Origin of the sequence: Vibrio sp. 1CM24A (assembly GCF_023161725.1) — a bacterium.
Classification (GTDB): Bacteria; Pseudomonadota; Gammaproteobacteria; order Enterobacterales; family Vibrionaceae; genus Vibrio; species Vibrio coralliirubri.
The window spans coordinates 579,479-591,619 of sequence record NZ_JALNTS010000002.1; the positions used below are offsets into that span (position 1 = coordinate 579,479).

Annotated in this window: 15 protein-coding genes; 6 read left to right on the forward strand and 9 right to left on the reverse strand. The window is 43.0% G+C overall.

Going from position 1 to position 12,141, the window contains the following annotated elements; genetic code table 11:
* Nucleotides 1-122: 122 nt before the first annotated feature.
* Nucleotides 123-1,229 carry a M20/M25/M40 family metallo-hydrolase gene (locus MSG38_RS06580; protein ID WP_017059177.1) on the forward strand — a complete coding sequence of 369 codons (1,107 nt, stop codon included), beginning with the start codon at nt 123-125 and terminating at the stop codon, nt 1,227-1,229.
* 109 nt (nt 1,230-1,338) lie between these two features.
* Here MSG38_RS06580 and MSG38_RS06585 read toward each other — a convergent pair whose 3' ends face one another.
* The 5 genes from MSG38_RS06585 to MSG38_RS06605 form a co-directional block, all read right to left on the reverse strand.
* Entirely contained in the window at nt 1,339-1,728 is a 390-nt protein-coding gene (locus MSG38_RS06585; RefSeq protein WP_248401333.1) for a hypothetical protein, read from the reverse strand.
* Nucleotides 1,725-1,991 (reverse strand): hypothetical protein, encoded by a 267-nt coding sequence (locus MSG38_RS06590; protein ID WP_248401334.1) that lies wholly within the window; start codon nt 1,989-1,991, stop codon nt 1,725-1,727. Before MSG38_RS06590 ends, MSG38_RS06585 begins: the two co-directional genes overlap by 4 nt.
* 270 nt (nt 1,992-2,261) lie before the next feature.
* Complete coding sequence (locus MSG38_RS06595) at nt 2,262-2,603, reverse strand: hypothetical protein (RefSeq protein WP_050621455.1); 342 nt, start codon at nt 2,601-2,603, stop codon at nt 2,262-2,264.
* A gap of 187 nt (nt 2,604-2,790) precedes the next feature.
* Nucleotides 2,791-3,213, reverse strand: coding sequence for a DUF3859 domain-containing protein (locus tag MSG38_RS06600; protein ID WP_048611912.1), 423 nt, complete (start codon nt 3,211-3,213; stop codon nt 2,791-2,793).
* A gap of 74 nt (nt 3,214-3,287) precedes the next feature.
* Nucleotides 3,288-3,656, reverse strand: coding sequence for an ATP-binding protein (locus tag MSG38_RS06605; protein ID WP_248401335.1), 369 nt, complete (start codon nt 3,654-3,656; stop codon nt 3,288-3,290).
* A gap of 275 nt (nt 3,657-3,931) precedes the next feature.
* Between MSG38_RS06605 and metA the strand changes: the two genes are divergently transcribed.
* On the forward strand, nt 3,932-4,873 hold the full coding sequence (gene metA, locus MSG38_RS06610; protein ID WP_017059174.1) for a homoserine O-succinyltransferase: 942 nt from the start codon (nt 3,932-3,934) through the stop codon (nt 4,871-4,873).
* Between the two features lie 168 nt (nt 4,874-5,041).
* Entirely contained in the window at nt 5,042-5,809 is a 768-nt protein-coding gene (gene pilW, locus MSG38_RS06615) for a type IV pilus biogenesis/stability protein PilW (protein WP_050621457.1), read from the forward strand.
* Between the two features lie 88 nt (nt 5,810-5,897).
* Here the strand turns inward: pilW and rlmF are convergent, their stop codons facing one another.
* Nucleotides 5,898-7,199, reverse strand: a complete 1,302-nt coding sequence (rlmF, locus tag MSG38_RS06620; RefSeq protein ID WP_248401336.1) for a 23S rRNA (adenine(1618)-N(6))-methyltransferase RlmF — start codon at nt 7,197-7,199, stop codon at nt 5,898-5,900.
* A gap of 4 nt (nt 7,200-7,203) precedes the next feature.
* Nucleotides 7,204-7,701: a M48 family metallopeptidase gene (locus MSG38_RS06625; RefSeq protein WP_004734935.1), complete on the reverse strand. Its 498-nt coding sequence runs from the start codon at nt 7,699-7,701 to the stop codon at nt 7,204-7,206.
* A gap of 153 nt (nt 7,702-7,854) precedes the next feature.
* Between MSG38_RS06625 and MSG38_RS06630 the strand changes: the two genes are divergently transcribed.
* Nucleotides 7,855-8,091, forward strand: a complete 237-nt coding sequence (locus MSG38_RS06630; protein ID WP_016786183.1) for a glutaredoxin family protein — start codon at nt 7,855-7,857, stop codon at nt 8,089-8,091.
* Nucleotides 8,092-8,180: 89 nt separating this feature from the next.
* Here the strand turns inward: MSG38_RS06630 and MSG38_RS06635 are convergent, their stop codons facing one another.
* A complete protein-coding gene (locus tag MSG38_RS06635) occupies nt 8,181-9,053 on the reverse strand; it encodes a LysR substrate-binding domain-containing protein (RefSeq protein ID WP_248401337.1) in 873 nt (290 codons plus the stop codon).
* A 110-nt stretch (nt 9,054-9,163) separates the two neighbouring features.
* On the opposite strand from MSG38_RS06635, the gene MSG38_RS06640 reads away from it, so the two are divergent.
* Both MSG38_RS06640 and MSG38_RS06645 read left to right on the forward strand, forming a co-directional pair.
* Nucleotides 9,164-10,363, forward strand: coding sequence for an MFS transporter (locus MSG38_RS06640; RefSeq protein WP_050621460.1), 1,200 nt, complete (start codon nt 9,164-9,166; stop codon nt 10,361-10,363).
* An 85-nt stretch (nt 10,364-10,448) separates the two neighbouring features.
* On the forward strand, nt 10,449-11,015 hold the full coding sequence (locus tag MSG38_RS06645; RefSeq protein ID WP_017096948.1) for a DUF1415 domain-containing protein: 567 nt from the start codon (nt 10,449-10,451) through the stop codon (nt 11,013-11,015).
* 28 nt (nt 11,016-11,043) lie between these two features.
* Here the strand turns inward: MSG38_RS06645 and MSG38_RS06650 are convergent, their stop codons facing one another.
* Entirely contained in the window at nt 11,044-12,114 is a 1,071-nt protein-coding gene (locus MSG38_RS06650; protein WP_248401338.1) for a diguanylate cyclase, read from the reverse strand.
* Between the last annotated feature and the right edge of the window lie 27 nt (nt 12,115-12,141).

Consider the following 12,141-nt stretch of genomic DNA (forward strand, 5'->3'; position numbering starts at 1 on the left):
AATCAGGCAACTTTCTTGATTTAACTCAGGCAATCATCTGCCTCATTGGCGTTATAGTGATTTTCCTGTTCCTACCTCCGCAGCTTCTTTTTGAACAAGCGGAAGCATAATGAGAATTAACAATGACCCAAATTAATGAACAACGTCTTGTAGAACATTTCTGCGATCTAGTGAAAATTGATAGTGAATCTCGTAACGAAAAAGCGATTGCTGAAGCTTTGGCTGAGCAACTCGGTGAACTAGGTTTTGAAGTTCACAAACTGGCGGTTCCTGAAGAAGTGTCTAACGGTTTCAACATCTACGCTCGTCTAGATGGCACTCTTCCAGGTAGCACAGTGTTCAGCTGCCACATGGACACAGTAACGCCAGGTATCGGCATTGAGCCAATCATCGAAGACGGCATTATCCGTTCAAAAGGCAACACAATTCTAGGTGGCGACGACAAGTCTGGTATCGCAGCTATCATGGAAGCGGTTCGTTGCATAAAAGCTGAAGGCCAAGAGCACAAAACTATTGAGATTGCGTTTACTGTATTCGAAGAAGGCGGCCTGTTCGGCTCTTTGAACTTCGATATGTCTTACATTCAATCTGAGCACGCAATCGTACTTGATACAGGCGGCCCAATTGGCACCATCGTAAACGCAGCACCGGGTCAGCAGAAGATTGTTGCTAAGATCAAAGGTCGCCCAGCTCACGCTGGTTTAGCGCCAGAAGAAGGCATCAGCGCAATTCAAGTTGCTGCAGACGCTATCACTAAGATGAACCTACTTCGTATCGATGAAGAAACAACGGCAAACGTCGGTATTGTTGAAGGCGGTCAAGCAACTAACATCGTAATGCCAGAGCTTAAAGTCGTGGCTGAAGCACGTTCTCTAAACGGCGAAAAGCTAACAGCTCAAGTTGAGCACATGATCTCGACATTCCAAGAAAGCGCTAAGCAGTTCGGCGCTGAAGTAGAAATCGAATCAACTCGTGCTTACGATGCATTCGTTATTGCAGACGATCACCCGCACATTCTTTCTATCAAATCAGCGTTTGAGAAGCTTGGCGTAACAGCGAACACTAAACGCACTGGCGGCGGTAGCGATGCAAACAACTTCAACGCGAAAGGACTAACAACGGTTAACCTTTCTACAGGTATGGCGAAAGTTCACACCACTGAAGAGTACATTGCAGTGAAAGACATGGTCGCTATCACTGAGTTTGTTGTGGCTTACGTAACTCAATAATCTGACTAATAAGCTAGGTGGTGATTATTGCCTAGTAAATGACAAAAAGCCGAGTCCACATATGACGTGTGACTCGGCTTTTTAGTGTTTACGAAAAACAACAAGAAACCTATTTCAAATAATCGAAATAGTATTCACAGTTAACATTCATGACATCGGTAATGATGTCTCGACCGTGATCGATATAGCCATAGTCTTTCATTTGTTGCCAACTTATACGACTAACTCGCTCTCCTTTACTAGCCGCATGCTTCATTGAAACGGTATTGAGAATATTAGTACACCCTCTAAAACCGCCTTCTGAACTTCTAATCCCTTGATATTCAGAATACTCGGCTACAACGTGAACACCATATCCGTAATCGTTAACACTATACTCATCAATCATTATGCCGTCTGGGTTGAACTGTTGAGGTTCACCAACATGATTAATTCCGGTGCTGCACCCCGACAATACAAGTACCGAAAATAAAACCACAGATATTAACTTAGTTGTCATTCCTGAATGTCCCTCAATCCTAATTCGATTCTGCGCGATGACAAACCTAGCCTAAGTAGATAATCAAGATCTTCTTTCGCCATTGATTGCCAAATGTTATCCATAAAGACTGACGTGACCATCTCAGTTTCTTTTTTACCGAGAAACACATGTCCGTCAGCATTAATATTTTCATACGCTTCTCTAGAATTGCTTGTCGAGTCATTGTTTACGACTTGACACTCATCAACATCCAAGATTAATTCAAATTTGTACTTTGGCATTTTTCTTCCTACCTAAAGTTTTGAAAACTCTAAGCTAAACCTATGAATACAGTTAGGGTTCAAACGACTCTAATGACAACGTTTTTCTAAGCATGCGCTAGAAGCCGACGAGTATCGCTAACACTTTCTAATCCGTAAATTTAAACTTTACGGATTAATATTAGGTTTATGTTTTTGAGAGATAAGCAATTGTATTTTAGGGACTATTATGAAGAAAGAGGTAAAGTTGAATATATATTAATACTTAAACCCAGACAGGAGAAGTCCTACTTAAGCTTCGCTCTCTGTGCGTTCTAGAATATCCGTAGCATGTAACAAATCATTCAAAGCAACGGTTCTTCCTTCCATTAACGCGCAAAATACAACCTCCAAGAACGGATTCTTTTTGTATAGCGCTTGATTAGACATGTATTGAGCGATGTAGGTATTTTTCTGTATTTCAGCTTTTGCTTTCTCAGCTTCAATAATTCCATCTGGCAGAAAGAGTAATACAAAGATCGAAAATGGCATTAAGAAACTAAACGTTCCCCAAAGGTAGATATTTCTATTTTTAGATTTCGCTATCAGTGCGCCTGAAACTGACGAAGCTAACAGAAAGATGAAAGTTAACATGGACCGAACCTTACTTTAAACAACTAAACACTATGAATCTGAGCGAGTATCCAGAGCGCGCCCTATTGAGTAAAGTTAAATTAGCTTATTGATATAATCAAGGAATAAGCCTTTGAATTATAAGTAGTTAAAATTTCATCAATAGAGCCCAACGATACTGTTCTTAAGGATCTGTCACGCTGATTATCTAAAACCCCCTACGCTTCCAGAATTGGCCTTCGTCTTTTGCTACTAGGTCGAATGTCTTATCGGCGATGATGTTGCCTTTTAGCTCGACCGTCATGCGCCATTTGCCTAGCTTGTTCGAGACAGGTGCCCAGATAGTGTCACCTAAGTAGAAATCCCAGTCATTGTTACCGACATATTCTTCACCATCGAACGGTTCGAGCACTTCACCTTTGTCTGTGGTGATGTTTGGGTGATAAATGCAGTAACGGATCTTCTCCCCTTTGGCTTTTTTGATATTAAGGATATAGCCAAACTCTACGTCGATTTCAGCATCAACGATGGTGGTGAACTCTTGGATTTTTGGAAGGTCTTTAGATTTAGAGTCCCATGTGGAATAGATACCATAAGAAGTCATGTCGACCACAACAGAGCGCTTTGCCATTTCAATCGTTACCTTGAAGTTGTTCTATTAATTTAATTCTGTTTGCCATTCAGCCAAGCTGGATAAGCACGAGGCTATTCTTGCCAGTCTCTCGCCATACGCTTAATCACAGAAGGTTCGATGTCGTGAATAGTGCCATATTGCTCTCGGCACACTTCGATAATTAATTCTGCTTTATATTTGAGTGCAAGTTGGCAGTAGGCTTTCATTTCCCAATGCTTAATAAAGGTATTCGAAACCACCACATCAAACCCTTGCTTTAATCCATTTTCAGCCGTGTTTTGACACCACTCATGAGCTTGTTGCAGCTGCCTAGGGTCAAAATGGTACCCACCTTGCTCATTCACATAATACATATCGGCTTCAACATGCAATGCATCGTAGGTTTTTGCTTTTGTTGATTTTCCAGAGCCGGGCAACCCTCGAATAAGTATTAACTTCATCTGTCACTTTACAGGCTAATTCGAAAACATGAGTTTATCGTAAATAGTAACGAGTTTCTCTGATAACTGACTTTGCTCAGCATACGAAAACCAAGTACTTACACACGACTCAGATAATCACTGAATACAATGAGACTCCCCTCGAAGCGCGTGGATTGCTTCTGATAGAAAACACAAATAATTTACATCTATCCATTTTGCATATCGACAAGCGTATCAAACTACTATAGATTTAGATGTATAGACGTCTACATATCTAGCTTAGGGAGAAAGCTGTGCCTATTCGCATTCCAGACCAATTGCCAGCATCCGATGTTCTTCGTGAAGAAAACATCTTCGTTATGCCGTTATCAAGAGCATCGACACAGGAAATTCGTCCACTTCGAGTCTTGATCCTCAACCTAATGCCGAAAAAGATTGAAACTGAAACTCAATTTTTACGCCTACTATCGAACAGCCCATTGCAAGTGGATGTAGAGCTGCTGCGCATTGATGACCGACCAAGCAAAAACACACCGACTGAACACCTTGATAACTTTTATCGCCAATTTGAAATGGTCAAAGGAAGAAACTTTGATGGATTGATCATCACTGGTGCGCCGCTTGGCTTGGTTCAATTTGAAGATGTTATCTACTGGGACCATCTGAAAACCATCATGGAATGGGCAAACAAGCACGTTACTTCAACTCTATACGTGTGTTGGGCGGCTCAGGCTGGTTTGAAGTTATTGTATGATTTGCCAAAACGCACTCGTAAAGAGAAGCTGTCTGGTGTTTACAACCACGAGATACATAACCCATACCACCCTATTTTACGTGGCTTCGACGATACATTCTTGGCTCCCCACTCTCGCTACGCGGACTTCTCTCAAGAGTACTTAGCTGAGCACACAGACCTTGATGTTCTTGCGACTTCTGATGTTGCGGGCGTATATCTAGCGGCGACCAAAGATAAGCGAAACGTGTTTGTAACGGGTCACCCTGAGTACGACTCTCATACGCTTCACAATGAATACATTCGTGATTTGGGTGAAGGCATGGAGCCTGTGATACCAATCAACTACTACCCGAACAACAATCCAGACAACAAACCGGTTGCAAGCTGGCGTAGCCACGGGCACTTGTTGTTCTCAAATTGGCTAAACTACTGTGTTTACCAACAAACGCCTTACGATCTGGATCATTTCAGCGAAGACAACTTTACCAAAGACGATTAAGTTCTTTCTTCCGATTCACAAACACATAAACCGTGTTCAGTATATTGTTGATAAAACGACGAATTGGACACGGTTTTTTTATGGTGTGTGGGTCGCATTCCATAATAGATTTACCACTTCAACGGGTTTGATTTCATATGATGGCTTGGTGTTCATAAGGAGCTTCACATGCCTGCCAAGCCGTTATTCTCAAATCCGATTTCATTATCCCGCCACCTTTCGTTATCAAGTCTGGTACTACTCGCCTCACTTTCGTTGGTCGGTTGTGTCTCTGTCACTGAAGGCCCACCAAAGATTGAAAGTGATCCTATCGCGATGTCTGAATCTCGAATCGAATTAGGTTTAGGCTACATGGGACAAGGCAATATGGTTAGAGCGCGTGAAAACCTTGAGCTCGCGATTAAACACGCACCTAGCTACTACCGTGCTCGGCTTTCAATGGCGCATTACTACGAACAAGTGGGTGAAGTAGATGAAGCGAGAAGCACTTACCGCAAAGCACTCAGTCTTGATTCAAGAAACGGCAATGTATTGAACAACTACGGTACCTTCTTGTGTAAACAGGGCGAATACGAGCAAGCCGATAAATACTTTAATCGCGCTATCGATCAACCTTACTACTACTTGGTGTCTGCAAGTTATGAAAATGCCGCGTTTTGCGCATTTAAGGCTGGCAATACCGACCAAGCGAAATACTACTTCAGCAGAGCGATTGACCACGATCCAAACCGCGTAAAATCGATACTACAGTTATCAAAAATTGAAGTGAGTGACGCCGATTACAATGACGCTCGACTCCGTTTATTCAAATTCCACCAGCGTTATGGCTATCAAATCCCATCTCTTCAAATCTTGGTCGATCTCGAAAACAAAGCAGGTAACAGAGCACTTGAGAAGAAATATCAGAGTAAGTTAGATGAGTTGCTTTCTGCTTAGCTTATATGCAAAACACAAAAAACGGGCTTGTTGCGTTAACAACAAGCCCGTCCGTATTTCAGTTTAACGCCTTAACTAAGAGCAGCCACTATTTAAGAGCAATCCACTCTTGTCTTTGCTCATCATCCATAAAGGTCCATGCGATAAAGCGACTTACCTTCTGGCCTTGTGACATCTCGACAACTTTCACTTGTTTAGCTCGCAGCTTACCCAACTCTGAACGAACCATATCGACGTTGTCTTTCTTAGAAATCAATGTCGTAAACCACAAGACTTGAGTAGCAAAAAGCTGGCTCTCTCTTGCCATCTTCATAATGAAAGCGGCTTCACCACCTGGGCACCAAAGCTCGGCTTTTTGACCACCAAAGTTTAAGGTTGGTTTAGCTTGCTTAATTGATTTATCTAACTTAACTGGCTTCTTGTTCGTTTCAGGCTTGAACGACTGACCGGCTTTCTTAGCACGGTTTGCCGCTAGATTATCCAGTTTACGTTGTGACCCCTTTTCCGCCTCTTCAAGAGAGCTGTGGAATGGAGGGTTACAAATAGTGACATCATAACGTTCATTATCCTTAATCACGCCCTTAAAGATAGATTCAGAGTCAGCTTGTAGGCGAGCGCGGATCTTACCTTTTAGATTAGGGTTACTTTCCGCTATGAAGTTCGCTGTTTTGATAGAGACTGAATCGACATCAGTTCCCGTGCAACGCCACTTATACTCTGTCGCACCAATAATTGGGTAGATACAGTTTGCACCAACACCAATATCTAATGCTTTCACAGAAGCATGATTATAGGGTTCGCCTTGTCCATCGCTATTAAGGATGTCAGCCACTCTGTGAATGTAGTCTGCACGACCAGGAATTGGCGGACACAAGTAACCTGCAGGAATATCCCAATGTTTAACGCCATAGTGATGCGCCAACAAAGCTTTGTTGAGTAGCTTAACGGCCAATGGATCAGAGAAGTTAATGGTGTCTTCACCTACCGGGTTCTTGATCAGGTGTTCTTTTAGCTCGGGCAAGGCTGCAACCAATAACTCGAAGTCATAGCGACCAGTGTGCTGGTTTCTTGGGTGCAATCCACCTTGAGGTTTTTCAGCCGAACGTCTTTTCTGAGCTGCGTTCTTATTAAAAGCCGTTTTATTGAAAGAACCCTTATTCGATGATCCTTTATTCGAACCCGGTTTGCCTTTGCTGTCTTTTGCAAAAGGTCGCTTTGCTTTGTTATTGCCAGCGCCTTTAGGGGCACTATTCTTGCGGCTTTTATCAGATGTGTTCTTTGTAGAAATACGCTTGTCGCTGCCTTCTTTAGCTTGGTTGTCTTTTGTTTTTGCTGATGAAGTGCTGTTTTTCGACAGGCTTAGCGTCGTTCTATTTTGTGATTGGCTCATTGGGCTACTTCTTTAAATCTAAATACATCATGAATAGACGGGCATCCAACTCAAGTTGATGATATTCCGGTTCCATGTGACAGCATAGTTGGTAAAAGGCTTTGTCGTGCTCTTTCTCTTTGATATGCGCCAGTTCGTGTACCACCAGCATTCTTAGCAAAGGTTCTGGTGCATTTTTAAAAACACTGGCGATACGAATTTCATTCTTTGATTTGATCTTTCCACCGTGATTCTTAGCAACGTAAGAATGCAGACCTAACGCATTATTGATTAGGTGTATCTTGCCGTCGTAAATCACTTTGCTGATCGGTGGTGTTTTTTTCATGTAGCGATTTTTTATCTCAATCGCATAGTCAAACAGGGCTTTCTCGCTTTTTATTTCATGATTCTTTGGGTAGCGAGCTTCAAACCAAGGCACCAATTTACCCGACTCAACAAGTTGAGTAACAGGATCAAGAATGTGCTTAGGATAGCCTTGAATATAGCGTAAAGAAGGATGCATGCTGAAAGACCGTACGAGTTACACCACGACAATACGTTGTGGTCTTGAAAATTGAGCCGCATAGTGTAACTGATCACACTTTTCTAATCACCTAGGATTCGTTACACTTTAGCGAGATTCACCAAGAGCTAGACTCAAAAAGAGATTATAAAAATGAAACGTGTTGTATTGTACGTCGCAGACAAATGCCCGCACTGTAAAGATGCCCAAAGGTATTTAGACTCTAAGAAAATTGTTTACCGCCTGACGAATGCAAAGATGCAGCGTGGCCGTAAAGAGTTGCAAGCGATGGGTGCTCGTTCTATCCCCGTGCTTAAGATCGGCGATCAAGTGATGGTCGGCTGGAATCAGAAGAACTTCGATAAGATGTATAACTCAAAGAACACTTAACGTGATTTAAGAGACTTATATTTCTACAAACAAAGCCCGAATGTCCAACCTAGGATGTTCGGGCTTTGTTTTGTCTATTGCATTCTAAATCACACATACCGCTTAACGAAGTCGATAAAGGTTCGGTCTGCTTTTGACAGATACCCTTCTTTTCTCCACGCCAAAGATAGGTTCAGCTTCACAGGGTCTTTAAATGGCACTCCGACCACGTCTTCCTCGTATTCTGTCACCAAGCTAAGCAACGCGGTGATGGCAAACTCTCGCTTCACTATAGAAAGAATCATCGGTAATAAATTGGTTTCGAAGGCGATGGTCATATCGAGGTTGTACTTCTTACAAGTCGCATCGATAAAATCGCGGTGGAAGTAGCCCGATTTGAACATGATCAGCTCTTGAGCAAAAAATTCTTCAAAGGTGATGGATGGTTGCGTTGCGAGTGGGTGCTCTTTGCCAACGACTGCTAGCATTTCTGAGCTTAACAGGTGGTCAGTTTCAAGATCATCAGGCACGTTTTCATGGTTGATTACGCCAATATCGAGTTCGCCGTTTAACAGCATTTCACGAATAGATGCAGTGCCTGCATCAATCAAGGTCAACTTTAGGTTTGGGTATTGGCTTTTGAAGGCCATCACGACTTGGGGAAAAAAATAACTGCCCATCATGCTTGGAGCGCCTAATCGAACCTCGCCTTTCTCCAACCCCTTTAACTCATTCATCGCAAGCTGAGCATCATCAAACTGCTGTGCAATTCTCTTGGCATGTTCAAACAACACCTTTCCCTCTTCCGTTAAGGTGACGGATTTATCTCCTCGACGGAAGAGAATCAACTCAAGCGTCTGTTCGAGTTTTTTAATGGAGATACTCAATGCAGGCTGCGCGATATGCAGCGCTTTGGCGGCCTGAGTGAAGTTACCAAACTGCGCAACAGCCAGAAAATGTCGAAGTGGTTTTGATTCAAGCATGGCGATATATTAAATATATAGAGGTGATATTTTTAATATATTTCTTTAATCACACTTGTGCTGATAACTTGTTCACAAATAGCTTACTAACTCGTGCAGGCACAACGTAAATGTTTGATAAAGGCAGTCCTCAATACAAACGCATCACCCAATCATTGGCGATTGGCTCATTTATCATTTTCTGTAACCTTTACCTCTTTCAGCCAATCTTGCCGCACATGGCGGAGCACTTCCAAGTTTCGGAAACTCAAATCAACTGGCTGTTTGCCGCGACAACACTTGGGCTCTCCATCAGCTTGGTGCCTTGGGCGATCGCTTCTGAAACCTTCGGTCGAAAACCCATTATTCTGTTCAGCTTATTTGCTATCCCACTAATTGGGCTGAGCATGGTGTTCACAACCACCCTACTGCAGCTTGTTATTGCCCGAGCATTCATGGGAATTGCGGTCGCTGCTTTTGCAGGTGTGGCGGTTGCCTACATGGTCGAAGAATTATCACCCAAAGCATTCGCAGTCGCGATAGGCGGTTATATTGCGGCTAACTCACTAGGTGGTATTTTCGGGCGTGTATTGGGTGGCTTGATTACGGATTATTTCGACTGGCATGCGACAGTCTTGTTTTTCGTTGTCGGCTCTTTGCTTGGCGCACTCTATATTGCGTATAGCCTGCCTGATCAACAAAACTTCAAACCACAGAAAGGGCTGTTCTTTCATCATAACCGATCTGTAATGATGCACTTAAGAAACCGCACGCTGTGGCTCGCGATGTTGATTGGTGGCGCTAACTTTGCCCTGTTCGTGAACCTGTATTCAGTAATGGGCTTTAGGCTAGTATCCGCACCTCATTCAGTGCCTGTGGGTTTAGCATCGCTGATATTCCTATGTTACTTGGCCGGAACGGTAAGCTCTAAGCTCTCAAACAAATGGACACTTCGTTTCGATCCGTTGAACGGTATATTGATGGGCGTGTGCATTAGCTTAATCGGAATGTTAGTTTCTGCCGTCGATAAAGTCCCGTTCATGCTAGCGGGCTTGTTATTGATTAGTGGCGGTGCGTTCTTCGCCCACACCCTTGCCTACTCTTGGGTGAGTCAAAAAGCACCGAGCGCGAAAGCGACAGCAACGGCACTTTACTTAGTTCACTACTACATAGGTGGCAGTTTAGGTGGTTTCTTACTCTTATATTGCTGGCAGTTGTTTGGTTGGAATGGCGTGATTGCGGGCGGTTCAATCTTCTATGTCGCGATATTTGCTTGGGTCTACCAGTTGAAACAGCTACAAGTATCGGCGTCCAAACTCGCACAAGCATAACTACGGCTGAGGTTGTAACTCAATTATTGCTTTTGATTAACGTCCGTTCTGATATCCTACGCAAAATTTCATTTCGGAACCTGTTATGTCGAACACTCAAAGCACAGACCTTCAAACCATCCACGACCAAGTAAAACAGTGGTTAGACGATGTCGTTATTGGCCTAAACCTGTGTCCATTCGCAGCCAAGCCACAACGTAATAAACAGATTAAGATCTTTGTGAGTGAAGCAAATACGGAAGAAGCGTTGTTGGAAGACATCATGACGCATTTCGTAGAGTTAGATAACACGCCTGTCGCCGAGTTAGAGACGACATTGGTGGTTGTGCCTAACATGCTGCAAGATTTCTTCGACTACAACATGTTCATTGATTGGATTGAAGCTCTGATTAAGCAAGAAGATTGGGAAGGCGTTTACCAAGTGGCAACCTTCCACCCAGACTATTGCTTTGGTGGTGCGGATCCAGAAGACGATGAAAACCTAACGAACCGTTCTCCGTACCCGGTTTACCATTTGATTCGTGAAGCAAGTATGGAAAAGGTGTTAAAGCACTACCCTAACCCTGAAGCGATTCCTGATACCAACATCGCGAGAGTTGAGTCTTTAACGCCAGAAGAACGCCGTAAACTGTTCCCCTACTTGTTTAGCTAATCGTTCAGTTAATCGCTAACAAGATGGCTCATATTCCTGAGCGCTCTTGATGATATGGACGAGAAATGAACTGATCTCGTCCATTTTGTTTCGCAATGTACAGACATTCATCGGCAACTTTGATGAGCTTATCTAACGCCGACATCCTTTCCCCTTTGGTATCCCCTGTACTCAACTCAAAATGACACGCACCAATCGATATAGTGACAGGTTTTCTATCCAGTGTGATTTTCTTCATCTCTTGCAAAAGAGTCATGAACTTATCTTCAACACAACTTGGTGTTTTATTTGGATACCAAAGAATGAACTCTTCACCACCAAAACGCGCCACAAACTCACCCTCTTGAGTGTTATTGCTTAGCACGTTCGCCACTTTCTTTAATACAACATCACCCATTTGGTGGCCATAGGTGTCGTTGACCTGTTTAAAGAAATCGATGTCGACAACGGCCAAGGTTCCCTTACCTAAAGAGCCTTTTAATTGCTCCACTTCTGCATTCAATGTTTTGAACAAGCAACGTCTATTTGGCAAGTGTGTCAGAGGATCGTACAGAGCTTGATACTCCAATTTCTCATTCAGTTCTTTTAGCTTTCGTTCTTGCTGTCTTCTAACCAGCTCCACTTCGATCCATGATGCCATTAGTCTCATCACGTCGACATCGAACTCTTTGAACTCACGATGATAGGGTGCTGGGCTTGAGAAGTTTAAAGTGCCATAAAGCTCATCATTAACGAAAATGGGAACCCCAATATAAGACTCCAAGCCAAAAGACTGGTAAGCAGGGTGCTTCGCATACTTATCGTGTTTGCCACAATGCTCGATACAGATAGGACCAATCGATTTACAGGTAATTTCGCAATAGGTTGAACGATAATCAAAAGTGTCACCGCTGTTGAGTTCTACCCCTTCAGGCGTAACACAATGTTCAACAACATAAGTATTGCCATCGACTTTCGATAAGATACCAATATCAAGGTTGAAGCGTTCAAGCCCCATAATAAGCAGCTGAGCGATTTGAATATCGAAGCCCTTTCGATAATCATTGGTGATTTGATACAAGCGGCGTATAACAATTTCGCTTTCACTGGCTTGGTTCATAAATGGGATTCCACTACTGCTGACATT